The organism is Bacillus sp. Bwzl_19 (genome assembly GCF_054900515.1).
In genome coordinates this window covers 2863104-2885814 of the sequence record NZ_CM142729.1, presented here as the reverse complement: position 1 = coordinate 2885814, position 22711 = coordinate 2863104, and the positions used below count along the sequence as shown (strand labels likewise).

25 protein-coding genes, 2 pseudogenes and 1 riboswitch are annotated in these 22711 nt (G+C 45.0%); of the genes and pseudogenes, 21 read left to right on the top strand and 6 right to left on the bottom strand.

The genetic code is table 11. From position 1 onward, the window contains the following. Positions 1–83: 83 nt before the first annotated feature. The 4 genes and pseudogenes from ACW5MY_RS15355 (at position 84) to ACW5MY_RS15340 (ending at position 3671) form a co-directional block, all read left to right on the top strand. Entirely contained in the window at positions 84–1865 is a 1782-nt protein-coding gene (locus ACW5MY_RS15355) for a M3 family oligoendopeptidase (RefSeq protein ID WP_013353552.1), read from the top strand. A 118-nt stretch (positions 1866–1983) separates the two neighbouring features. Continuing rightward, positions 1984–2421: a YusW family protein gene (locus ACW5MY_RS15350; RefSeq protein ID WP_013353551.1), complete on the top strand. Its 438-nt coding sequence runs from the start codon at positions 1984–1986 to the stop codon at positions 2419–2421. 155 nt (positions 2422–2576) lie between these two features. Further along, on the top strand, positions 2577–3401 hold the full coding sequence (locus ACW5MY_RS15345) for an ABC transporter ATP-binding protein (RefSeq protein ID WP_013353550.1): 825 nt from the start codon (positions 2577–2579) through the stop codon (positions 3399–3401). 2 nt (positions 3402–3403) lie between these two features. Further along, positions 3404–3671: pseudogene (locus ACW5MY_RS15340) on the top strand (YusU family protein). Between the two features lie 589 nt (positions 3672–4260). Here ACW5MY_RS15340 and ACW5MY_RS15335 read toward each other — a convergent pair. After that, entirely contained in the window at positions 4261–5532 is a 1272-nt protein-coding gene (locus ACW5MY_RS15335; protein ID WP_013353548.1) for a DNA-methyltransferase, read from the bottom strand. A 97-nt stretch (positions 5533–5629) separates the two neighbouring features. Between ACW5MY_RS15335 and ACW5MY_RS15330 the strand changes: the two genes are divergently transcribed. Both ACW5MY_RS15330 and ACW5MY_RS15325 read left to right on the top strand, forming a co-directional pair. Further along, a complete protein-coding gene (locus ACW5MY_RS15330; RefSeq protein WP_014470997.1) occupies positions 5630–5875 on the top strand; it encodes a helix-turn-helix domain-containing protein in 246 nt (81 codons plus the stop codon). 16 nt (positions 5876–5891) lie between these two features. Then, positions 5892–6542, top strand: a complete 651-nt coding sequence (locus ACW5MY_RS15325) for a PDDEXK family nuclease (RefSeq protein ID WP_289393895.1) — start codon at positions 5892–5894, stop codon at positions 6540–6542. 415 nt (positions 6543–6957) lie between these two features. Here the strand turns inward: ACW5MY_RS15325 and ACW5MY_RS15320 are convergent, their stop codons facing one another. The 4 genes from ACW5MY_RS15320 to ACW5MY_RS15305 all read right to left on the bottom strand — a co-directional run bounded on the left by ACW5MY_RS15320 (position 6958) and on the right by ACW5MY_RS15305 (position 9778). Beyond that, complete coding sequence (locus tag ACW5MY_RS15320) at positions 6958–8553, bottom strand: MDR family MFS transporter (RefSeq protein ID WP_013353546.1); 1596 nt, start codon at positions 8551–8553, stop codon at positions 6958–6960. A 20-nt stretch (positions 8554–8573) separates the two neighbouring features. Beyond that, positions 8574–9035 (bottom strand): MarR family winged helix-turn-helix transcriptional regulator, encoded by a 462-nt coding sequence (locus ACW5MY_RS15315; RefSeq protein WP_013353545.1) that lies wholly within the window; start codon positions 9033–9035, stop codon positions 8574–8576. A 141-nt stretch (positions 9036–9176) separates the two neighbouring features. After that, positions 9177–9509: a spore coat protein gene (locus ACW5MY_RS15310; protein WP_013353544.1), complete on the bottom strand. Its 333-nt coding sequence runs from the start codon at positions 9507–9509 to the stop codon at positions 9177–9179. Between the two features lie 11 nt (positions 9510–9520). Beyond that, complete coding sequence (locus ACW5MY_RS15305; RefSeq protein ID WP_013353543.1) at positions 9521–9778, bottom strand: hypothetical protein; 258 nt, start codon at positions 9776–9778, stop codon at positions 9521–9523. A gap of 89 nt (positions 9779–9867) precedes the next feature. Here ACW5MY_RS15305 and ACW5MY_RS15300 point away from each other — a divergent pair, with 89 nt between their 5' ends. Next, entirely contained in the window at positions 9868–10776 is a 909-nt protein-coding gene (locus ACW5MY_RS15300; RefSeq protein ID WP_013353542.1) for a proline dehydrogenase family protein, read from the top strand. 28 nt (positions 10777–10804) lie between these two features. Here the strand turns inward: ACW5MY_RS15300 and ACW5MY_RS15295 are convergent, their stop codons facing one another. After that, positions 10805–10945, bottom strand: coding sequence for a YuzL family protein (locus ACW5MY_RS15295; protein WP_013353541.1), 141 nt, complete (start codon positions 10943–10945; stop codon positions 10805–10807). 190 nt (positions 10946–11135) lie between these two features. Between ACW5MY_RS15295 and ACW5MY_RS15290 the strand changes: the two genes are divergently transcribed. The 14 genes and pseudogenes from ACW5MY_RS15290 (at position 11136) to ACW5MY_RS15225 (ending at position 22558) form a co-directional block, all read left to right on the top strand. After that, positions 11136–13505, top strand: coding sequence for a 3-hydroxyacyl-CoA dehydrogenase/enoyl-CoA hydratase family protein (locus ACW5MY_RS15290; protein WP_013353540.1), 2370 nt, complete (start codon positions 11136–11138; stop codon positions 13503–13505). A 10-nt stretch (positions 13506–13515) separates the two neighbouring features. Beyond that, a complete protein-coding gene (locus ACW5MY_RS15285) occupies positions 13516–14691 on the top strand; it encodes an acetyl-CoA C-acetyltransferase (protein WP_013353539.1) in 1176 nt (391 codons plus the stop codon). An 18-nt stretch (positions 14692–14709) separates the two neighbouring features. Next, positions 14710–16494: an acyl-CoA dehydrogenase family protein gene (locus ACW5MY_RS15280; RefSeq protein WP_013353538.1), complete on the top strand. Its 1785-nt coding sequence runs from the start codon at positions 14710–14712 to the stop codon at positions 16492–16494. A 113-nt stretch (positions 16495–16607) separates the two neighbouring features. Continuing rightward, positions 16608–16964 carry an arsenate reductase family protein gene (locus ACW5MY_RS15275; RefSeq protein ID WP_013353537.1) on the top strand — a complete coding sequence of 119 codons (357 nt, stop codon included), beginning with the start codon at positions 16608–16610 and terminating at the stop codon, positions 16962–16964. A gap of 59 nt (positions 16965–17023) precedes the next feature. Beyond that, positions 17024–17407, top strand: coding sequence for a glycine cleavage system protein GcvH (gene gcvH / locus ACW5MY_RS15270; protein ID WP_013353536.1), 384 nt, complete (start codon positions 17024–17026; stop codon positions 17405–17407). A 54-nt stretch (positions 17408–17461) separates the two neighbouring features. Beyond that, positions 17462–17698: a YusG family protein gene (locus ACW5MY_RS15265; protein WP_013353535.1), complete on the top strand. Its 237-nt coding sequence runs from the start codon at positions 17462–17464 to the stop codon at positions 17696–17698. Between the two features lie 68 nt (positions 17699–17766). Beyond that, a pseudogene (locus tag ACW5MY_RS15260) lies at positions 17767–18131 on the top strand (toprim domain-containing protein). A 5-nt stretch (positions 18132–18136) separates the two neighbouring features. Beyond that, a complete protein-coding gene (locus ACW5MY_RS15255) occupies positions 18137–18457 on the top strand; it encodes a thioredoxin family protein (protein ID WP_013353533.1) in 321 nt (106 codons plus the stop codon). 97 nt (positions 18458–18554) lie between these two features. Continuing rightward, positions 18555–18905 (top strand): SCP2 sterol-binding domain-containing protein, encoded by a 351-nt coding sequence (locus ACW5MY_RS15250; protein WP_013353532.1) that lies wholly within the window; start codon positions 18555–18557, stop codon positions 18903–18905. Positions 18906–19015: 110 nt separating this feature from the next. Next, positions 19016–19122: riboswitch (SAM riboswitch) on the top strand. 105 nt (positions 19123–19227) lie between these two features. After that, complete coding sequence (gene metN, locus ACW5MY_RS15245) at positions 19228–20253, top strand: methionine ABC transporter ATP-binding protein MetN (RefSeq protein WP_289393894.1); 1026 nt, start codon at positions 19228–19230, stop codon at positions 20251–20253. Continuing rightward, positions 20246–20914 (top strand): methionine ABC transporter permease, encoded by a 669-nt coding sequence (locus ACW5MY_RS15240; protein ID WP_013353530.1) that lies wholly within the window; start codon positions 20246–20248, stop codon positions 20912–20914. Before metN ends, ACW5MY_RS15240 begins: the two co-directional genes overlap by 8 nt. 13 nt (positions 20915–20927) lie before the next feature. After that, positions 20928–21743, top strand: a complete 816-nt coding sequence (metQ, locus tag ACW5MY_RS15235) for a methionine ABC transporter substrate-binding lipoprotein MetQ (RefSeq protein WP_462061627.1) — start codon at positions 20928–20930, stop codon at positions 21741–21743. A 92-nt stretch (positions 21744–21835) separates the two neighbouring features. Continuing rightward, a complete protein-coding gene (locus ACW5MY_RS15230) occupies positions 21836–22213 on the top strand; it encodes a carboxymuconolactone decarboxylase family protein (protein WP_038463290.1) in 378 nt (125 codons plus the stop codon). Positions 22214–22405: 192 nt separating this feature from the next. Further along, positions 22406–22558, top strand: coding sequence for a hypothetical protein (locus ACW5MY_RS15225; protein WP_003151857.1), 153 nt, complete (start codon positions 22406–22408; stop codon positions 22556–22558). The last annotated feature ends 153 nt before the right edge of the window (positions 22559–22711 follow it).

Genomic DNA, 22711 nt, shown 5'->3' with positions numbered 1-22711 from the left:
GGATAGAAGGAGAAATCGTTCGGAAATATGTCAGAATTGTTTTATAATGGAATCAGCTTCGTTAGAAAGGGGTAATGAAAAAGATGGCATTAGAGGGATTGAAGGAAACGTGGGATTTAAACTCCATTTTTGCGGGCGGGAGCAGGTCGGAAGATTTTCAGCAATACATACAGGAGCTTAAAAAGCAGCTCAGCGCTTTTCAAAAAGCGGCAGAGGCGTTTACAGTTCCGTCGCATGCTGATGAAGGTGGGGAGCTGGTCAATCTGATTGATAGGTTTGAACGGTCAGCGATCATGATCAGGCAGGCGGGAGCTTTCGTCAGCTGTCTTCAGGCTCAGAACACTGATGATCAGAAAGCGAATGAGTGGAGGGCGCGGATCAATCAGCTGAGCAGTGATTTTAAATCCGCTCTTGTCACGCTTGATGATACACTTGCCCGGATTGACGAGCGGGTTTGGGAGGAGCTGCTGCAAAAACCGGAACTTCAGGAACTCACATACGTTTTAAATGAAAGAAGAGACCGGATACGGGAGAAGCTCAGCGCTTCAGAAGAAAGACTGATTGAAGGTCTGGCGGTTGACGGCTATCACGCATGGGGCGACCTGTACAATGCGGCGGTCGGCAGAATGAAGATTCCGTTCGAGGATAAAGAGCTGTCGGTCGGCCAAGCGGAAAATATGATGGCGCACCCGGACCGCGGCATCAGGCGGCAAGTGTTTAAGGAGCTTAGCGAAGCGTGGAAGGGAGAAGAGGAGCTGTTCGGCAGTACGCTCAATCATCTGGCCGGCTTTCGAACGGAAATCTATAAAGCGCGGGGCTGGGAAAGCGCCTTGAAAGAGCCGCTTGCGATCAACCGGATGAAAAAAGAAACGCTAGATGTCATGTGGCAGGTGATTACTGATCATAAAAAGCCTTTTGCCGAATATCTGAATCGAAAGGCGTCTCTTTTAGGGCTTGAGCGGCTGAATTGGTATGATGTGAATGCGCCGATCAGTGAGGCACCGAAAGAATACACATATGATGAAGCGGCCAATCTGATCGTCAGCCAATTTTCGACGTTTGGCAAAAAGCTGTCCGCATTTACGGAAAAAGCGTTCCGCGATCGGTGGATTGAAGCGGAAGACCGGAGCGGCAAACGGGTCGGCGGTTTCTGCACCAGCTTTCCCGACAGCGGAGAATCCCGGATTTTCATGACGTTTTCAGGAAGCGCTTCAAACGTATCGACGCTCGCGCATGAGCTCGGGCACGCGTTTCACCAGGAGGCCATGCTCCAAGTGCGGCAGCTGAACAGAGCCTACGCCATGAATGTCGCTGAAACAGCTTCGACTTTTGCGGAAATGATCGTTGCCGACGCCGCTTTGAAACAAGCGGAGACAAAGGATGAAAAGCTGTTCTTGCTTGAAGATAAAATTCAAAAAAGCATAGATATGTTAATGGACATCCATGCGAGATTTTTATTTGAAACGCGGTTTTATGAAGAGCGGAAACAGGGCGTCGTTCCGGCTGAGAAACTGAATGAACTGATGGAAGCGGCGCAGAAAGAAGCATTTTGCGATTCATTAGGGGAATATCACCCTCATTTCTGGGCGTCAAAGCTTCATTTTCATATTACGGGAGTGCCGTTCTACAACTTTCCGTATACGTTCGGTTATTTATTTTCCCTTGGAATATACGCAAGAGCTTTACGGGAGAAAACGGACTTTGAAGAAAAATATATCGCGCTTTTATGTGACACGGCTTCGATGACCGTTGAGGATTTGGCGATGAAGCACCTTGGAGCGGATCTGACGGAACGGGCGTTTTGGGAAGATGCGATACGCCTTGCGGTCCGGGATGTGCAGGAGTTTTTAGAGCTGACTGAATGATGATAGATAGTTGAACCGCCCGGAGCTGTTACCGCTCCGGTTCTTTTTGTTCCATGAATGACAGCGGCCTCCCTTGGAAATACCTAAAAACGATCGGAATTGAATTGGAGTGAATCGCATGAAATGGATCAGGACGGCGGGCGTTTTATGTCTTACGCTGATGCTGATTGCCGGCTGCCGATTGAATGAAGAAAAACGGGAAGCGGAACAAGACAGCACACCCGTGTCATCCGCGAAGCCGGTTCCTTACAGCAGCTTTTCCCTGCGCGTCAACTACGGAGCCGGAGAGCATAACCGCTATGAGGGTTTGTATGAAAGAAAAGGCGGTCATGAAAAGGCAGACATCCAGGATAAGCTCTCAGGAGTTCACAGAGAGGGCGAGGAAGCGCTCGATGAAATGAAGATGATCCTCGGAGAACTTGCCGTTAACAGCCGGATGCAGGAAGGTGAAGTCGTCCGGCAGGTGCTCTCGGCTTTTAATTTAGACAGCCATTATGACCATTTTTATTTGAAACTGAAAAAAAGCGACGGAGAAATGACGGAAATAAAAAAATAACCTCCGTCCGCAGCTTTTTTGCCCAAAACTAATTGATAATGATATTCAGAGTCATTAATTTCTGTTACAATATAATCATTATCTCACGTTGAATGTGTAAGCAGTTTGTTTATATACATAGTGTTGGGAAACACAAAAAAGGAGCGGTTAGCGGTATGAGTGCAATTTCTACAGAGACGCTGAGCTTAGGGTACGGAGAGACTGTTATCATTGACGAATTGGATGTTGCGATTCCAAAAGGCGAAATAACTGTATTGATCGGAAGCAACGGCTGCGGAAAATCGACGCTTTTACGTTCATTGGCGCGGCTGATGAAACCGAGGGGCGGTTCTGTGCTTCTAGAAGGAAAAGCCATCGCTAAGCTTCCAACGAAGGAAGTCGCAAGAGAACTGGCTATCTTGCCGCAGAGTCCGTCAGCTCCCGAAGGCCTGACGGTTCATCAGCTTGTGAAGCAGGGAAGATACCCTTATCAAAGCTGGCTGAAGCAATGGTCCAAAGAGGACGAAGACGCCGTGGCAAAAGCGCTTAAAGCGACGAAGCTTGAGGAAATGGCCGACCGCCCGGTGGATTCCTTGTCAGGCGGACAGCGGCAGCGCGCATGGATTGCGATGACACTCGCTCAGGATACGGATATCATTCTGCTTGACGAGCCGACAACCTATCTCGACATGACGCATCAAATTGAAATACTTGATTTGCTGTTTGAATTAAATGAAAAAGAAAAACGGACGATCGTCATGGTGCTGCACGACCTCAATCTGGCATGCCGTTATGCTCATTATCTGGTAGCCATTAAGGATAAACAGATTTACGCAGAGGGGCGTCCCGAAGAAGTCATTACTTGTGAGCTTGTGCAGAATGTATTTGCGATGAACTGCCAGGTAACACAGGACCCGCTGTTCGGCACGCCGCTTTGCATTCCGCACGGACGCGGCAGATGTATCGTGCAGGAAGCGGCCCTCACCGCCCGATTGTCATAATCATGGAAAAGGGAAGGGAACGGTATGGAAGAGAAGCTACAGCAGCAGCTGGACGGCCTGCTTGAAAAATACACAGAACTATTGCTTGGAGAAACAAATCCGGATCTAAAGGAAGAAGTCAGGCAGTGGATTTTGTATACACATATCGCAAAAAGCATGCCTCCCCTCGTAAAACATTGGAATGAATCCTACCCGGACGCCAAAGAGGGCATCAAAGCTGCGATACAGCACATTAAACAGCTCAATGAAGATCACAGAAAAAAACAATAAAAAGCTTTCGGCATCAAAGAGAGGTGCCGGAAGCTATGACCGCTAACCCTTTAGACCAAGAAGGGGCTGATCTTTCAGAACGGATTTATTTAAAAGCCTAGGCTAAGGAAATTGACTCTTAAGTTTAGATTGTTAATTCCATGTTAGAAGAGCTGGGCGGACTAAAACAGAACTAAAATTAGAGTACGCTCCACTGTTTCAGCAAGCCCTAACAGAAGAAAAAACCTTAATGAATATGAAGCTTCCTTAATTCCGGGAAGATACCGATTTAATGCATACTGAGATAGTGGAGATCGGCAAGGAAATGCAAGGTCAATATAAGATTAATTTCCAATGACATTTATGTAGTGTTTGAAGATTCAAAAATAAGAGAAGAATTTTTACGAATAGATCATCTTTTTCCATGAGGATCGATCCATATAGACTAACTTACAATATAAAATGGACTTCTATTAGGAAGTCCATTCACCATTTTTTATCTGGTTTTTCCAATTCTTTAATGCAGTAAAAATCTCTCTAAAGTCCTTATCAAAAGTATATTTTTTTTTCAGTGAGTATTTAAATATCGACTTTTTTTAAAAGATAATTATCATTCTAGACTTAATGAAATTTGGTCATTGTTTTCGTTTTTTTTATCACCTTTAGAATTTCCCTCATGGTCTTGTCTAAAATCATCATCAATCCATAAACCATTTTTTTTACGTAATTCTTTAACCCTATTAGGGAACAGCTTGTTTTTTTCTTCATAAACTTTACCTAACAGCTTTTTATCTTTGTCTTTATTTTTAAGTCTCTCTTTGATAATTTCACAATTCCCCAACTCAAAACCAATCCATTTACGACCTAACATTTCACTTACAGCAAATGTTGTACCGCTTCCTCCAAACGGGTCTAAAACAACGTCACCTTCATTTGTACTCATAGTTATTATACGATCAAGTAATTTAACTGATAATTCATTGAACTTTCTATTTTTTGAACTACTATGTCTAACAGGGTAAATATCTGACCAAACATCAGAAAGAGTTACACCCTTTGGGTTCATTTTATTCTTGTAACCGCCATAGTCTTTTATTTCTCTACCACAATGAGGGCAAGTTTGTAGAGGTATCCTTTGAACATTAAATGTCTTAGGTTTATCACCTTTTACATAGTATAAAAGGCTGTAATTTGCTGGATATAATCTATTCTGAATTGGAAGTCCAAATTTCATATCTACAGTTATCCAGTTTCTAAAATTCAATTTCCTATTTAAGTACTCAGAAAGGTAAGTGTTCCATTTTGGAATATTATAAATGAATAAAGAACCGCCTGGTTTTAAAACTCTGATACACTCGTCTATCCATTTATAATACCAATCCAAATATCCGCTAAAGGAATTTTTATCTGTTACACCCTCATCATACTCTTTATCAAGGTTAAATGGTGGATCAGCAAAAATAGTGTCCACGTTTTCATCAGGAACTTGTTTAAACAGTTCTAAACAATCCCCATTGTATAATTTTCCAAGATCAGTATAAAAATAAGGTTTGATTTCTTGAATAGAATTAAATTCGTTTAGTTTAACACTATTTTTATTTTCGAGGATCTTGGCAATTTCTTTTGTGTTATTTAAGAACACATCCTCTAACCCAGCCGGTATCCTGCCTAATTTTAATTCTAATTCTACTTTAGTCATTCCAAGATAACTAAGTATTCCATTCAACACTTTATCTGTTGGAATAACTCCATTTTCTTTATAGGCGAGTAAATCCTTCTTATTCACATTGTAATTTTTCAATACAGCATACATTTCAGTTTCCGTATACCCTAACTGATTCGCTTTATTTTTAACAATGTCAAAAACAGAAAAAAAACGCAATATTATACACCTCGTGTAACTTATAGTCTGTAGACCTATAGTCTACTTGATTTTATCATTCCATTTAAACAAGCGTCAATTGTTATCAGGAGGTACTATGACTAACAATATCAGATTATTATTTGGTCAAAAAGTTCGTCAAATTAGATTGTCCAAAAGTAATATGTCACAAGAAAAACTAGCTTTTGAATGTGACCTACACAGAACCTACATTTCTGATATTGAACGAGGAACAAGAAATGTTTCCTTAGACAATATTGAAAAGATTTCTAAAGCACTCGGTGTTCAACCAAAGGACTTACTTGATTTTACTACAATCGGCAACTGTGAACAAAAGAAATAAGTGGGGGCAAATTAGAATGGAAGTAGAAAAAGAGTTTATTACTGATGAAGCAAAAGAATTACTATCTAAAGATAAGTTAATTCAACAAGCATACAATGAAGTTAAAACATCTATTTGTTCACCTATTTGGCCAGCAACCTCAAAAACCTTCACGATTAACAACACCGAAAAGAATTGTAACGGTGTAGTACCAATTAAAGAACTATGTTACACCTTACTTGAAGATACATATAACTGGTATAGAGAAAAAGCCCTTGATATACTTAAACTTGAAAAGAAAAAAGGTGGTCCGATTGATGTTTATAAAGAGTTCATAGAAAACAGTGAACTTAAACGTGTAGGTATGGAATTTGAAACAGGAAATATTAGTTCTGCCCACCGTTCAATGAACAAACTTCTATTAGGATTAAAACATGGCGAAATTGATTTGGCTATTATCCTTATGCCTATTAAACAATTGGCCTATTATCTTACAGATCGTGTTACCAATTTCGAGGAATTAGAACCTTATTTTGAACTTACTGAAGGACAACCATTTATTTTTATTGGATTTAATGCTGAGGCTTATAATTCTAATGTCCCTTTAATTCCCAAAGGTTCTGACGGTATGTCAAAACGCTCAATTAAGAAATGGAAAGATAAGTTGAAAACAAATAGTTTTTGGTAAAGAGGCTTCGATTTTTGGAGTCTTTTTTGTTATAAAAATCGCTGTTCCCATTATGAAAAAATTGCGGTTTATTTGATCATTTTCAATCTCCTTTATTTCTATTATTTCATTCTTCTATTAAAACATATATTTCCTAAGTAGCGATGGGGAGAAATAGATCTTCTCAAAAGTAACTTATTAAGAAAAAGTTACATTTACTTTCACTAAAATACAGATTAATTTAACAACGTTGCAACTGAAATAGTTAAAAATATGTTGCATTCAAAACGTTGATTTTTCTGCTAGAATATCTTCACAAGTCAATACACCGAGTTTATCGTCCTCTCGGGCAATGCGGCGGAAGACTGGTCTTTCGGAAACGGGATGGCCCAGATGATATAAAAAAAGCCCGCGGCATTCGCGGGCTTTTTCTCTATTAAACGGCTTTCGCTTTTTCTTCTTCTTTGCCTGTTTTTTTGTTTGTCAGCTTAATTGATTTGACAAACAGTGTCAGGACCAATCCGGCTGCGATAAAGGCCAGCCCTGTGAAAAACACGCTGTGAAGCGAATCCATCAGTGACGTTTTCAAAACCGGCACGATATGGGAAGAAAACGCGGCCGGAATCTGCTTAATCGATTCCTGACTGAACAGGGATTGAAGCAGTCCTTCAGGATTCTTGTCAATCATACCTTTAAACTGCTCGGCAAAGGCACTTGCCTGTTTCGGGAGTGAGTCTAAGTAAGGCACCAGTCTGTCGGATAAAAGGCTTCCGGATCTGGCATTCATGACAGCGCCTAGCACCGTAATGCCGAACGTTCCCCCGATCATCCGGAAAAATTGGCTTGAAGAAGTCACGACGCCAAGCTCTTCTTTTGAAAACGTTTCTTGCAGAGCGAGCGTGAGAAGCGGCATGACGAGTCCCATTCCCAGACCGATCACGGCCATATAGCACGTAGCCGCTAGTTTGCTGGTATCCAGCTGCAAAGTTGTCAATAAGAAGAAGCCGACGGCCATGATCAGCATACCGATCATGATTTGCGGTTTAATCCCGATTTTGTAAACCAGCTGGCCTCCGATAATACTTGTGATGATCATAGATACCATCATCGGCGTCATAATCGTTCCGGACGCGGTGGCGCTGACGCCGATAATTCCCTGCATAAAGAAAGGAACAAACGTGACGGCGCCGAACATGCCGATACTCATGAAAAAGCCGATCAGATTCAGTACGGTAAACGTTCTGTTTTTAAACAGATACATCGGAAGAATCGGCTCTTTTGCTTTGATTTCAGCGAACACGAATCCGACAATTCCGACAAGCGCAAGTACAAAGAGACCGATAATCTGCCATGATCCCCATGCGTAATCCTTTCCTCCGAAGCTGAGCGCGAGAAGGAGGCTGACGATTCCGACGATCATTGTGAAGATGCCGGCGATGTCAAAGTTAATCGGCCCAGTCTGTTTTCTGCCCTGAAGTCCTCTTGCGATAAAGATCACAGCTAAGATTCCGACAGGCAGGTTGATATAGAAAACCCATTTCCAATTTAAAGAGTCAACAATCCAGCCCCCGATTTGCGGGCCGATAACGGAAGCAAGACCGTAAATCGCCCCGAAAAGCCCTTGGAACTTGGCACGCTGTTTCCCTGTGAACAAATCCCCGATGACGATCATGGCCATCGGCATCATGACACCGCCGCCGATTCCCTGAAGGCCGCGGAAAATAATCAGTTCCGTCATGTTGCTGGCCATTCCGCACAGTGCGGAAGCTCCCATAAAAATCAATAAACCTGACACATATACGACGCGGCGCCCCAATAAATCTGCAAGTTTCCCCGCAATCGGAACGATAGTCGTCGAAGTTAAAAGATATGCCGTGGTCAGCCACGTCATCATGCTTAATCCCCCGAGGTCACCCACGATTTTAGGAATCGCCGTTCCTACGATGGTGCCGTCAAGGGCCGAGAAAAACATGGCGATAATTAAACCGGTTATTAATAATGCGCGTTTTGGATCTTTTTGTTCAATACTCATGTTTTGGCAGCTCCTCTTTTCTATTCATTTTCTTTTTTATCCGCCGCGTATTGCTCAGCGGCTTCCGCTACTTTGCGGATAATGTTCATGGACTGAAGCAGTTCCTCATCAGTCAGAACGGATAGGTTTCGCGCTAATATCGCTTTTCTTCCTTCCACGACATCTTCGAATTTTTTTTCGCCTTTTTTGGTAAGGCTGATGTCGATGACACGTCTGTCCTGCTGATTATGTTTGCGGACGATGAGTCCTTTTTGCTCGAGGCGGTCGGCCATCAGCGTCACTGCGCTCGGTTTTACTTCCATGCGTTCCGCGATTTCGGAAACTTTGCAGCTCCCGTGCTTTTTCAGGCTGGCTAAAACAAATAATTGGGCAGGCGTCACCTCATGCATCGCCATGCTTTCCATCATTTCCGGCTGTATGTTTTGCAGCAGCGTCTGAAGAGATTTTTGGATATCAGACACATATTGATCCGCGTTTTTCATAATTCCTCCTCATCTGGTTCCTTTGAAAAATAATTAACATTAGTTAAATATAAATAAGGATTAATGGTAAGTCAATCCTTTTGTGCAAAAATAAAAAAAGGATTGATGTTTGGCGAAAACATCAAATCCTTTTTCTTCATGTTACTGCTGGTAGGGTGACTGCTGCTGAATCGTCTGCTGGAACTTCTGATACGATTGCTGAAGCTTTTGGGTATCGGCTGCTTCAATGGAATACCAGCCATTCTGAAACATCACATCGTATAATCTTCTTTGCGCTTTTTGTGACTCATCGAAAATGGCCTGAATATCTTGATAAAGAGACTCATGGCTGAGCTCATGCAGGGCTGTGCAATATGAAGTTGTTATATACTTTTCCGTCGTCAGCAGCTCATTCACCAAGTCTCTGTCATTCATTTGCGCCGTATTGGGCACGGGCGTTTGCGGGTTAGTGATTTTTTGATTTTGCTGTTCCATGTATTGTCCTCCTATTGCATATAGCCTGTTGTTGTCTGTCCGCCTTGAGCAGGATTCAAGTGGCCCAATATGTTTTGATAATGCTTCTGATGCATCCGGCCGATTTGTTCAAGCTCTTGTTTTAACGTCTGATTCTGGCATTGTTCCGCCATAAAATGAGCTTTTTTCATGGCAAGCAGATTCCAGTTCAGCATGTCCTCAAGGTACAAATGGTCTTTCGTTGAGATGACGGCAGGCGGCAAGTTTCCGTGCTGCTCTTGGTTGTTCATTTAAACGCCTCCTTCAATTCTGTTCTTTTTAGCTTTCTCTGCGATCGGGATTTCATGCACGAAAAAAAGAAAAAGGAGGGAGTTCATCCATGCTGCGGAGCATATGTTTATTTTTGTCGAAAAATAAAATGCTTACGAAATTCGCCCAGGCTTACGGCCTCCGCTTCGGCGCGGGAAGATTTGTTGCGGGGGAAACACTCACAGAAGCCGTGAAAACGGTAAAGCGGCTGAACCAAAACGGGTTATCGGCTTCGATTGATTACCTTGGTGAATATGCAGGTTCAGAGAAAGATGCAAGAAGGACGGCCGAAGAATGTAAAAAAGCAATCAGGGCGATCGCCGATCATCAATTGGACTGTGAGCTGTCTCTTAAATTAACATCCATCGGTCTGGATATTTCCGAGAAACTCGCGGAACAGCATGTCAGAGACATATTGACGGAAGCGAAAGAACGCCGCGTTCCCGTAACGATTGACATGGAGGACTATTCCAGATGCGGCCGTACGCTTGATTTATATAAGCGGTGCAAGCCGGATTTTCCGATGCTAGGAACCGTCATTCAGGCTTATTTGTACCGCGCCGCTGAAGATATCAGCAGCCTGATGCCATACAAGCCGCGGCTCAGGCTTGTAAAAGGCGCTTATAAAGAATCGGCAGCCGTGGCGTTTCCCGATAAAAAAGGGACCGACCTTCATTTCCAGCAGCTGATTAAGCTGCAGCTTTTGAGCGGCCATGAAACAGCGGTGGCGACACATGATGATGACATCATTTCTTATACGAAAACACTCGTCAGCGACCATCAAATTCCCCGCGGGCAGTTCGAATTCCAAATGCTGTACGGTATCAGAACGGAGCGGCAGAAGGAGCTTGCCGAAGAAGGATACAGGATGAGGGTGTACGTCCCGTACGGAACCGATTGGTACGGCTACCTGATGAGAAGAATTGCCGAGCGCCCGGCAAATGCGGCGTTCGTGCTGAAAGGAATCTTCAAAAAATAACGGCTGCTTAAAAAGCAGCCGCAGTATGTTATTCCATGTTTTCTTTTTTATATTGCTGATTTTGGCTCGTCCGTTTGCCGCCGCCGTATTTTTGCTTCGGTCCCGCATTTCCTTTCATGCTGGCCGCGCTCACTGCGCCAGAAGACGGATCTTTTCTCCCTCTCACCATTCCCTTCACCTCCGCGTTTAAGTTTCCCGTCCCCGGCAGAGAACATGCGGAAGGCGAAAAATTTAAAAAAATTCCATATTTGCTATTGAAGTCATCCGGAAAATCTTTTAAGATGAAAGAAGAAAAGGGTTTCATTTTTTTTGCCGAAAAAATGAATGACTATTCATTCAAAGTTCAAGGGGGATGACTCATGCACAAGTTTATAAAGAAGGCAGCCGTTCTCGGATCAGGCGTCATGGGGTCCGGAATTGCCGCGCACTTGGCTAACATCGGAATTCCCGTCCTGCTGCTTGATATTGTGCCAAACGAGCTGACAAAGGATGAGGTGAAAAAAGGGCTGACATTAGAAAGCCCGGAGGTCCGCAGCAGACTGAGCCGATCGGCCATGAAAAAACTGCTGAAGCAAAAACCGGCGCCGCTGACTTCAGCTTCCAATCTCGACTATATAACGGCGGGGAATTTGGAAGATGACGCTGCTCAATTGAAGGATGCCGATTGGATTATTGAAGTCGTTGTAGAAAATCTTGACGTGAAAAAACAGATTTTCTCACTTGTTGATGAATACCGGAAACCTGGAAGCATCGTGTCCAGCAATACGTCCGGTATTTCCGTAACAAAGATGGCGGAAGGCAGATCTGCCGATTTTAAAGCTCATTTCTTAGGAACCCATTTCTTTAATCCGGCCCGTTACTTAAAGCTTCTGGAAATCATTCCGATTCAGGAAACAGATCCTGACGTGCTGAAGTTTATGACTTCATTTGCAGAAAACACGCTCGGGAAAGGTGTCGTTATCGCCAAAGACACGCCTAACTTTATCGCCAACCGCATCGGTACGTACGGCTTGTTAGTCACGGTAAGAGAAATGCTTTCTTCCGGCTGCGGCATCGGCGAGGTGGATACGGTGACCGGGCCTTTAATCGGCAGACCGAAAAGCGCGACCTTCAGAACCCTTGACGTTGTGGGGCTTGATACATTCGCTCATGTGGCAAAAAATGTTTATGATAAAGCCGACGGCGCTGAAAAAGACATGTTTAAGCTGCCGGAATTTATGAATGACATGCTGAAAAACAATTGGCTTGGCAGCAAATCAGGTCAAGGTTTTTACAAAAAAGAAGGTAAAACAATATATGAGCTCGATCCGCTAACCATGACATACGGCGAGCGCACGAAAATGAAAACACCCGCTTTAGAAGCCGCCAAACAGGCAAAGGGTGCCAAAGGCAAAATGAAAGCGCTTATTTATGCTGATGACCGCGCCGGACGACTGCTTTGGAATATTACGTCGCAAACCCTCTTATACTCAGCTCAGCTTCTTGGTGAGATCGCTGATGATATAAAAGCGATTGACGACGCCATGAAATGGGGCTTTGGTTGGGAGCTCGGCCCGTTTGAGGTGTGGGATGCCATCGGTGTCAGAAAATCAGCGGAGCGGCTTGAACAAGAAGGCGCAAAACTGCCCGGCTGGGTGAAAGAAATGCTTGATCAGGGTCATGAAACATTTTATATGAAGGAAAACGGAACACAATTTTACTATTCAGACGGCCAATACAGGGCAGTAAAAGAAAATCCGAAACGCGTCAGCCTGCAAACGTTAAAAGAAACAAAGGGCGTGATCAGCAAAAACAGCGGAGCAAGTTTGATTGATCTCGGCGATGATGTCGCGCTTCTGGAATTTCATACGAAAAGCAATGCGATCGGCTTAGACATTATTCAGATGATTGACAATGCGCTTGAGGAAACAGAGCGGAATTATAAAGGACTTGTCATCGGAAACCAAGGCAGACATTTCTGCGCGGGGGCAAACCTTGCGATGATTTTAATGGAAGCTCAGGATGATAACTTCATGGAAGTCGATTTTGTCATCCGCCGTTTTCAGCAGACGATGCTGAACATCAAATACAGCGCCAAACCTGTTGTGGCGGCGCCGTTTGGGATGACACTCGGCGGGGGAACGGAAGTCTGTCTCCCGGCGGCACGCGTTCAGGCGGCGAGCGAATCGTATATGGGTCTTGTTGAAACCGGCGTCGGTCTTATTCCGGGCGGCGGAGGAAATAAAGAGCTGTACATGAATTACTTGAACAGCGGAAGCGAACTGATGGACGCGGCCATTAAAACCTTTGAAACCATTGCGCTTGCCAAGGTGTCCGGTTCGGCGCACGAAGCGCGTGATATGCAGATTTTGTCCGCGGCTGACCGTGTCAGCATGAATCAGGATCACCTGCTGCACGATGCGAAACAGCTGGCCGCTTCCTTATATGACAGCGGATACCGCCCGCCAGCCCGCAAAAAAGTGAGAGTCACCGGGGAAACCGGCTGTGCGGCGTTACTGCTCGGAGCAGATCAAATGAGACGGTCGGGTTATTTATCAGATCACGATATGAAGATTGCGAAGAAGCTGGCTCATGTCATTGCCGGAGGAAGAGTTCCGTTCGGCACGGAGGTTTCAGAAGAATATTTACTCGAGATTGAAAGAGAAGCCTTTTTAAGCCTCGCTGGCGAGGCGAAGTCTCAAGCAAGAATGCAGCATATGCTGGTCAAAGGCAAACCTTTACGGAACTAGGAGGGTGTTTATGAGAGAAGCAGTCATTGTGGCCGGTGCGAGAACTCCGGTCGGTAAAGCGAAAAAAGGGTCGCTTGCAGCCGTTCGTCCTGATGATTTAGGCGCGCTTTGTGTGAAAGAAACGCTGAAACGGGCAGGCGGCTATGAAGGAAATATCGATGACTTAATTATCGGATGTGCAACACCTGAAGCCGAACAAGGATTAAATATGGCACGTAATATCGGTGCGCTGGCGGGGCTTCCTCATACGGTGCCGGCTATTACGGTGAACCGCTACTGCTCTTCCGGACTCCAATCCATCGCTTACGGAGCTGAAAAAATCATGCTCGGCGCTGGTGACACCGTAATTGCGGGCGGTGCCGAATCCATGTCGCAAGTACCGATGATGGGGCATGTGACCCGCCCGAATATCGCTTTGGCGGAGCATGCGCCTGAGTATTACATGAGCATGGGACACACAGCGGAACAGGTCGCCGAAACGTACGGCGTATCCAGAGAAGACCAGGATGCATTTGCCGTCCGGAGCCATCAGAATGCCGCAAAAGCCCTTAAAGAAGGGAAATTCAATGACGAAATCGTACCGGTTGAAGTGTCGCTGACAGAAATCGGTGATGACCATAAGCCTCGGAAAAAACAATTTATCTTTTCTCAAGATGAAGGCGTGCGTCCGGGCACATCGGCTGACGTTTTAGCGAAGCTCCGTCCGGCGTTTTCTAAAACGGGAACCGTGACGGCCGGGAACTCTTCACAAACAAGTGACGGCGCGGCGGCTGTCATGCTGATGGATCGCGAAAAAGCTTCGTCGCTCGGATTGGCGCCGCTTGTCAAATTCCGTTCCTTTGCCGTAGGCGGCGTTCCGCCAGAGGTAATGGGGATCGGACCGATTGAAGCCATTCCGCGGGCGCTCAAGCTTGCCGGACTCGAATTACAGGATATCGGGCTTTTTGAATTGAATGAGGCCTTTGCTTCACAGGCCATTCAAGTTATCAGATCGCTCGGAATAGATGAAGAAAAGGTGAACGTAAACGGAGGCGCCATCGCGCTCGGACATCCGCTCGGATGCACTGGGGCGAAGCTGACCCTTTCACTCATACATGAAATGAAACGGAGAAACGAGCAATTCGGCGTGGTGACGATGTGCATCGGAGGCGGCATGGGCGCTGCCGGCGTATTTGAGCTCATTTAAAAAAAGGGGGAAACGAACATGAAACAGGAAACGGTCAACGTCAAAAAAGGCGGCAGCTTTCTGATTGAAGAAACGGGATATGATCAAGTATTCACACCGGAGGATTTTACAGACGAACATAAAATGATCGGCAAAACGACAGAAGACTATGTCGTAAACGATGTTCTTCCTTATATTGATGAAATTGAAAACCATCAGTTTGAGCACTCAGTCAGACTGCTGAGAAAAGCCGGAGATCTTGGTCTCCTCGGAGCGGATGTGCCTGAAGAGTACGGCGGCATCGGTCTGGATAAAATCAGTTCAGCCTTCATTACGGAAAAGTTTTCACGTGCCGGCAGCTTTTCGCTTTCTTACGGCGCTCACGTCGGTATCGGTTCATTGCCGATCGTGTTCTTCGGCACGGAAGAGCAGAAGAAAACATATTTGCCGGACTTGGCTTCAGGACAAAGAATCGCGGCCTACGCCTTAACTGAGCCGGGTTCAGGTTCAGATGCCCTCGGCGCGAAAACAACGGCCGTTTTGAATGAAGCGGGCACACACTATATTCTCAATGGAGAAAAGCAATGGATTACAAACTCCGCCTTTGCAGATGTCTTTGTCGTCTATGCTAAAGTGGACGGAGATAAGTTTTCCGCATTTATCGTAGAAAAAAATTATCCTGGCGTGTCAACGGGCCCAGAAGAGAAAAAAATGGGGATTAAGGGTTCATCGACAAGAACGCTGATTTTAGATCAGGCGGAAGTGCCGAAAGAAAACCTTCTCGGCGAAATCGGAAAAGGCCATGTCATCGCCTTTAATATCCTGAATATCGGGCGTTACAAGCTTGCCGTCGGCACAATCGGCGCTTCTAAACGGGTGATTGAGCTGTCTGCCGCTTACGCAAACCAGCGCCGACAATTTAAAACGCCGATCTCAAGCTTCACGCTCACTCAGGAAAAGCTTGCGACGATGTCAGCAAGGCTGTACGCGATGGAGAGCTCTGTATACAGAACAGTGGGTCTGTTCGAAGATAATATGAGCAGACTGACGGAAGAAGCGCAAAAAGACGGACGCGAAGTCGCAAAGTCAATCGCCGAGTACGCGATTGAATGCTCGCTCAACAAAATGTGCGGGTCTGAAACACTTGACTACATTGCCGACGAAGGCGTTCAAATTCACGGCGGTTACGGGTTTATGCAGGAATATGAAGTGGAGCGCGCTTATCGTGACTCCAGAATCAACAGAATTTTCGAGGGCACAAATGAAATCAACCGCCTGATCGTAACGAGCACGTTCCTGAAAAAAGCCGTAAAAGGGCAGCTTCCGCTCTTTGAAAAAGCGAAAGCGCTCCAGGAAGAGCTCATGATGCTGATGCCTGAAGAGCCGGGCTCAGAGCCTCTTGAACAGGAGAAATACATTGTCAGACAGGCGAAAAAGATCGCCCTGCTGACAGCGGGACTTGCGGCGCAGAAATACGGAAAAGAGATCGAAGGCGAGCAGGAAATCATGGTGAACATTGCCGATATCGTCAGCGCGCTGTACGCTTTGGAATCTGCCGTCCTCAGAACGGAAAAAGCGATTGCGGCGGACGGTGCCGAAAAAGCTGCGCAGAAGCTGTTATATACGGAAATCTTTGCCCAGGAAGCCCTTCAGAACATTGAAGCGCACGCCAAAGAATCACTCATCGCCATGGAGGAAGGAGATTCCCTCCGCATGATGCTTTCTGTGCTGCGCAAACTGACGCGTTTGACACCGAAAAATCTCATTCAGAAAAAACGTGAAGCGGCTGCCGCTGTCTTCCGTGAAGAAAAATATACGGTTTGATCACATGCTGTAAGCGCTCCTTCATCCGGAGCGCTTTTTCATGAAGCAACGTTATAGGTTTTTACCAGTGATTGTGTTAAAATAACGACGATCATTTACGAGGGGTGAAGAAGATGTCGTTAAATTTTTACTGGTACCCTAAATGCGGAACGTGCCGTAATGCGAAAAAATGGCTGGAAGACCGCGGTAAGGAAATAAACGAAATACATATTGTGGAAGAAACACCGACGAAAGAAGAAATCAAAGACCTCTACGAAAAGAGCGGCCTTGAGCTCAGAAAGTTTTTCAACACGAGCGGCATGAAATACCGCGAGCTGAACTTAAAGGAAAAACTGTACCACATGTCAGAGGATGAACAGCTTGAACTCCTGGCATCAGACGGTATGCTCCTGAAGCGCCCGATTACGACAGACGGCGAAAAAGTCACTGTCGGCTTTAAAGAAGACCAATTCGAAAAATATTGGATGTAATGCCAGGTTCAAAGAATTATGGTATCTTCTTATTATAAGAAAAAAATGGAGGGATTTAGATGAGCACACCGAAAGATATGCGTTATTCCAAAGAGCACGAATGGGTAAAAGTTGAGGACGGAAAAGCCCGTATCGGGATTACACACTTCGCGCAATCCGAACTTGGCGACATCGTATTTGTCGAGCTTCCTGAAGTCGGCGCTGAAATTAAAGCGGACGAGCCATTCGGCAGCGTAGAATCTGTCAAAACCGTATCCGAACTGTACGCACCGATTAACGGAACCGTAACGGAAGTGAACGAAGACCTTGATGACAGTCCTGAATTCGTAAACGAGTCTCCGTATGAAAAAGCGTGGATGATCGTCGTGGAACCGGCTGATGCTGAAGAAATCGAAAACCTCATGACTTCCGAGCAATATGACGAAATGACACAGGAAGACTGATCGGATAGCAAAAGGGCCATTTGGACATTCTATCTGTAACGGGAGGTGTCCAATATGGCTTTTGATAAACAAAAGGTCGATGTCACGGAGAACATCACGGGCCGCTTTCAAAACGGCCGGTTTTCCTTGTTTCATGAAAATGAAGCCATCGGCGAGATGACAGGCATGAACCAGTACGAGCTCAAACAGGGCTTTCTATTTGAAAATCAAAAATTTTATAAAACAGCCGATGTCATAAACGGCAACGATCCGAAATATGTGGATTGCGATTATGAGAACGGCTGGTGTTAACTGTTGGCGGTGAATTTCACTGCCTTCTTTTTCAATTGAGCCTAAAACAATCGGCAGGTGATGCGCTTATGTTCAACGGAGATGAAAAGGTCATAATCGTAGAAGGAAAATCAGATAAAATCAAAGTCAGGGAAGTGCTCATCGAACCCGCGGAAATCATCTGTACAAACGGAACGATCGGCCAAACTGAACTGGAAGATTTGGCGGACCGCCTGTTTGACAGAGACGTGTTATTTTAACGGACGCAGACGACTCCGGAGAAAAATTAAGAAAACAGCTGAAACGGGAGCTGCCCGAAGCGCGCCATATCTGCATAGACAGAACATACAGGCAAGTCGAATCGTGCCCGGGCCATCATCTTGCATCTGTACTGATCAGAGCCGGCCTTGATGCAGACCCTGTATTTTTGAAAAAGAACGACCTGAGGTGGTAATCAAAATGAAAGAACTCCAAGAAAATGAACTCGAATCGATTCAGGATGACGTCTATCTCCTGTATTTGTACACCCCGTTTTGCGGCACATGCCAGCTGGCGTCCAAAATGCTTTCCGTCGTCGAAGAAATGCTGCCCGAAGCCGCCTTCTATAAAAACAACGTGAATTATTCCCCCGCATTCGCCAAAGCCTATCAGATTGAGAGCGTTCCGTGCTTTTTGCTGTTTAAAGGCGGAGAGCTTGTTGAGAAAGGATACGCCTTCCGCTCCGTTTCCTATTTATATGAGCTGATTAAACAAAAAACATCGCAAACGTTCCCGATGTGACAATTTTTACAGGAAAATGTCGTGCGGTTTATAAAGGGTTCTGTCCGTTAAAAAGAGAAATGTGTATGTATGGCCATTAAAACGGGAGGTTATACGAGTGGAGAAAATAGAAGTTTTAGAGAATGACGGACAGCATCTGTTTTTGAAACCGCTATTAAATGCCTCAACGCTGCTGATTACATTCCAAGGAGAAACAGAAGCCTTAACGGTCTCAATTAACGGACAGGGAGAAATGAGAAAAACGGCGGCTTCAAAGGAAAAATCTAATTTGACCTTTTACGGAAACCAGACGGAAATTATCCATCTTTTGCACGGTGATGTCTCTTTGCAGAAACTCATCCAAAGCGGAAAACTCAAAGTGAAGGGATCATTCCGGGCCCTGCTGAAGCTGGAGGCCATCCTCTGGCTGACAAATGGATTTTTTCAGGCGGTCAGCAAGCGGCCGTAACTGCCATTCTACTATGTGACAATAGCTCCCATTATTTATTTTATTGACTTTTTATCATTCGCCGTGCTATTCTACAGTAAGAATTTCCGGACGAAAATACAATATGTTTTCTCTTATCAAGAGAGGTGGAGGGAAGTGCCCTATGAAGCCCGGCAACCATCAACAATGTTGAAATGGTGCCAATTCACTCAAAGCGATCTGCTTTGGAAGATGAGAGAAAGGCCTTTTTCAATAAGCCTTTCTGCTCATTTTTGCAGAAAGGCTTTTCTTTTGCAGAGAAACCCGGAAGATTTCTTAGAATAGTGTAAGGCAGGTGATTGCTTTGATCCATCTTCAAAATGTTTCAAAAATTTACAAAGCGAAGCATGGGGATGTCAATGCTGTCCAAGATGTCACTCTTGATATCAAAAAGGGCGAAATATTTGGAATTATAGGATATAGCGGAGCTGGTAAAAGTTCCTTAATCCGTCTCCTGAACGGCCTTGAAAAGCCGACGTCGGGCACCGTGGAAGTCGCGGGGACGGAATTAAATAAAGTAAGCAGCCGCGGACTGAGAAAAGCGCGTCAGGAAATCAGCATGATCTTCCAGCATTTTAACCTTCTTTGGTCGCGCACCGTCCGGGAGAACATTATGTTTCCACTGGAAATCGCCGGCGTGAAAAAAAGCGAACGGGTCCGCCGCGCCGATGAATTGATTAAACTGGTCGGTTTAGAGGGTAAAGAAAAATCTTATCCGTCGCAGCTGAGCGGCGGTCAAAAGCAGCGTGTCGGCATCGCCCGGGCGCTCGCCAATAATCCGAAAGTCCTTCTATGTGATGAAGCGACATCAGCGCTAGACCCGCAGACGACCGATTCAATTTTAGATCTTTTATCCGATATAAATGACAAACTCGGCCTGACGATTGTGCTCATTACCCATGAAATGCACGTCATCAGAAAAATCTGCAACAGAGTCGCCGTCATGGAAAACGGGAAAGTCGTTGAAGAAGGCGAAGTGCTCCAAGTCTTCAGAAACCCGCGTGAGCCGATGACAAAGCGTTTCGTTCAGCAGGTGACAGAACCGGAGGAGACGAAAGAAACCATTCAGCATTTTCTGCAGGAAACCGCGACAGGAAAAACGATTCAGCTTTCATTTGTCGGGCAGGCTGCCGAACAGCCCCTCATTACGGAGATGATCCAAAACTTTGACGTGGACGTCAATATTCTGCAGGGGAAAATTTCACAGACGAAAGACGGAGCCTACGGTTCTTTATTCATCCACATTGACGGTCAGGAAAAAGAAGTAGAAAACGTGATCCGGTTCATCAAAGACAAACAGGTAGAAGCAGAGGTGATCACAAATGTTTGAAAAATGGTTCCCGAACGTTGATATAACCGAGCTGTGGACGGCCACATACGAGACCCTTTATATGACGGTCATTGCTTTAGCCTTTTCATTTGTCATCGGAGCGATTCTCGGTCTTCTGCTCTTTTTAACGGGCAAGGGAAGCTTATGGGAAAATAAAATCATTAACACCGTGATTGCGGCGGTTGTCAATATTTTCAGGTCTATTCCGTTTCTTATTTTAATTATTCTGCTTCTCGGCTTTACTAAGTTTTTGGTCGGATCGATTTTAGGGCCGAACGCTGCATTGCCCGCGCTGATTATCGGCTCTGCGCCGTTTTATGCCCGCCTTGTTGAAATCGCGCTCCGTGAAGTTAATAAAGGAGTCATCGAAGCTGCCAGATCAATGGGAGCAAAGACATCGACGATTATCTTCAAAGTGCTGATTCCTGAATCAATGCCTGCGTTAATCTCAGGCCTCACCGTTACGGCCATCGCTCTGATCGGATCTACCGCCATTGCCGGCGCCATCGGGTCAGGCGGACTCGGAAACCTTGCATATGTAGAAGGATACCAGTCCAATAATACAGATGTAACGTTTGTGGCAACTGTATTTATTCTCATCATCGTCTTTATCATTCAAATTATCGGTGATGTGATTACAAATATAATAGACAAAAGATAAGGGAGGATTTACATTGAAAAAGATTGTACTAAGTGCGCTGCTGCTTGTGTTCGCGGGAGTTTTGGCTGCCTGCGGATCAAACGGCTCAAATAAAAAGGAAATCGTCGTCGCTGCGACAAAAACACCGCATGCTGAAATTTTAAAAGAAGCGGAGCCGCTTCTGAAGGAAAAAGGCTACACATTAACAGTAAAAGTGCTGAACGATTACAAAATGTACAACAAAGCGTTAGCTGACAAAGAAGTGGATGCGAACTACTTCCAGCACGTTCCTTACCTTGAACAGGAAATGAAAGAAAATAAAGACTTCAAACTCGTAAATGCCGGAGCCGTTCACCTTGAGCCCTTCGGAATTTACACGAAAAAATACAAATCATTGAAAGACCTGCCTAAAGGCGCGACCATCATCATGACAAACAACGTCGCAGAACAAGGCCGTATGCTGGCGATGCTTCAAAAAGCCGGACTGATCACACTTGATCCGAAGGTGAAAACGATTGACGCCACTACGAAAAACATTACGAAAAACCCGAAAAACCTGATATTCAAAAAAATCGCCCCTGAATTAACGGCGAAAGCATATAATGAAGAAGAAGGCGACGCAGTCTTCATTAACGTCAACTATGCGATTCAAAACAAACTGAACCCGTTAAAAGATGCGATTGAAGTGGAATCAACGAAAAACAACCCGTACGCCAACATCATTGCCGTTCGTAAAGGTGACGAAAAATCAGCGAAAATCAAAGCGCTTATGGAAGTGCTTCACTCTAAGAAAATCAAAGACTTTATTGAGAAAAAATACGACGGAGCCGTACTTCCTGTATCTGAATAAAGCGAAAACCCCGGATGAATCGTCCGGGGTTTTTTTCGGGTATTAATCGGAGAACTGTCCATAATAAAAGGGAAGGTTAACAATTGGAGGGAATGGCAGTGGCTCAATATCAGGATAACGGCAAAAGCCTGCATGACGCATTAAAACAATACAAAGAAGGTTTAGGCATATTCGAGCAGAAAATGCCGATGATGGGACGGAAGTTTAATGAATTTACTGAACAGTGTTTCTCAGCGGATTCATTGACTGAAAAAGAGAAACAATTAATCGCTCTCGGCATCAGCATCAATGCTCAAGATGAATTTTGCATGATTTATCATACGAAGGGCTGCCTTGACCAGGGCGCGACAGAGGAAAACATCCTTGAGGTCATCAGCGTCGCGGCGGCATTCGGAGGAGGCGCAGCACTCAGTCAGGGAGTGACCCTCGTGCAGCAGTGCATTCAGGAATTCGGACATACGACGCATTAGAAAGAGCAATCGTGTGAATACCGCTTTTCACATAAAAACAGCGCCGGTTTCCGGCACATTCGAAAGGATTCAGGGGCACACTCTCTTTGGCCGGAGCAGCGGATCATTGTTACAATGGAAACAAACAAATGAAGGGATTGATTCATTATCTGCACCAGCCATGAAAGACTGGACCTTGACTATACGCCTGAAATGGAAAAAGCGATGCAGAAGTCACACGGCATCGGCTACGAGGAATATGGACGGCGTCTTTCAAAAAGGATGGAAGTCGAACGGCAGAGGGAGCTTGAATACCAAAAAAGCAAGTTCCTCGCAGCGCAGCTTAATGAGAAAATCGGTCAGTAAAAAAGGGCGGAATTCCGCCCTTTTTCTGTTTCAAACAGCTTTAATTACGCCTGGATCTTTGATAAACTTTAGGAATGTTCCGGGTAATATAAAAAGTTGTATTTACTTTTCATTTGTTATAAAATTAGAATGAGAATAAATTGAGAATAATGA

Bases quoted from the DNA above. Each gene is read 5' to 3' on its own strand.
- ACW5MY_RS15350 (WP_013353551.1), top strand. From the start codon at position 1,984: ATGAAATGGATCAGGACGGCGGGCGTTTTATGTCTTACGCTGATGCTG.
- ACW5MY_RS15330 (WP_014470997.1), top strand. From the start codon at position 5,630: ATGACTAACAATATCAGATTATTATTTGGTCAAAAAGTTCGTCAAATT.
- ACW5MY_RS15275 (WP_013353537.1), top strand. From the start codon at position 16,608: ATGTCGTTAAATTTTTACTGGTACCCTAAATGCGGAACGTGCCGTAAT.
- ACW5MY_RS15265 (WP_013353535.1), top strand. From the start codon at position 17,462: ATGGCTTTTGATAAACAAAAGGTCGATGTCACGGAGAACATCACGGGC.
- ACW5MY_RS15345 (WP_013353550.1), top strand. From the start codon at position 2,577: ATGAGTGCAATTTCTACAGAGACGCTGAGCTTAGGGTACGGAGAGACT.
- ACW5MY_RS15280 (WP_013353538.1), top strand. From the start codon at position 14,710: ATGAAACAGGAAACGGTCAACGTCAAAAAAGGCGGCAGCTTTCTGATT.
- ACW5MY_RS15255 (WP_013353533.1), top strand. From the start codon at position 18,137: ATGAAAGAACTCCAAGAAAATGAACTCGAATCGATTCAGGATGACGTC.
- ACW5MY_RS15300 (WP_013353542.1), top strand. From the start codon at position 9,868: ATGCTGCGGAGCATATGTTTATTTTTGTCGAAAAATAAAATGCTTACG.
- ACW5MY_RS15355 (WP_013353552.1), top strand. From the start codon at position 84: ATGGCATTAGAGGGATTGAAGGAAACGTGGGATTTAAACTCCATTTTT.
- ACW5MY_RS15295 (WP_013353541.1), bottom strand. From the start codon at position 10,945: ATGGTGAGAGGGAGAAAAGATCCGTCTTCTGGCGCAGTGAGCGCGGCC.
- ACW5MY_RS15310 (WP_013353544.1), bottom strand. From the start codon at position 9,509: ATGGAACAGCAAAATCAAAAAATCACTAACCCGCAAACGCCCGTGCCC.
- ACW5MY_RS15225 (WP_003151857.1), top strand. From the start codon at position 22,406: ATGGAAAAAGCGATGCAGAAGTCACACGGCATCGGCTACGAGGAATAT.
- ACW5MY_RS15240 (WP_013353530.1), top strand. From the start codon at position 20,246: ATGTTTGAAAAATGGTTCCCGAACGTTGATATAACCGAGCTGTGGACG.
- ACW5MY_RS15325 (WP_289393895.1), top strand. From the start codon at position 5,892: ATGGAAGTAGAAAAAGAGTTTATTACTGATGAAGCAAAAGAATTACTA.
- ACW5MY_RS15315 (WP_013353545.1), bottom strand. From the start codon at position 9,035: ATGAAAAACGCGGATCAATATGTGTCTGATATCCAAAAATCTCTTCAG.
- ACW5MY_RS15305 (WP_013353543.1), bottom strand. From the start codon at position 9,778: ATGAACAACCAAGAGCAGCACGGAAACTTGCCGCCTGCCGTCATCTCA.
- ACW5MY_RS15290 (WP_013353540.1), top strand. From the start codon at position 11,136: ATGCACAAGTTTATAAAGAAGGCAGCCGTTCTCGGATCAGGCGTCATG.
- ACW5MY_RS15320 (WP_013353546.1), bottom strand. From the start codon at position 8,553: ATGAGTATTGAACAAAAAGATCCAAAACGCGCATTATTAATAACCGGT.
- gcvH (WP_013353536.1), top strand. From the start codon at position 17,024: ATGAGCACACCGAAAGATATGCGTTATTCCAAAGAGCACGAATGGGTA.
- ACW5MY_RS15285 (WP_013353539.1), top strand. From the start codon at position 13,516: ATGAGAGAAGCAGTCATTGTGGCCGGTGCGAGAACTCCGGTCGGTAAA.
- ACW5MY_RS15230 (WP_038463290.1), top strand. From the start codon at position 21,836: ATGGCAGTGGCTCAATATCAGGATAACGGCAAAAGCCTGCATGACGCA.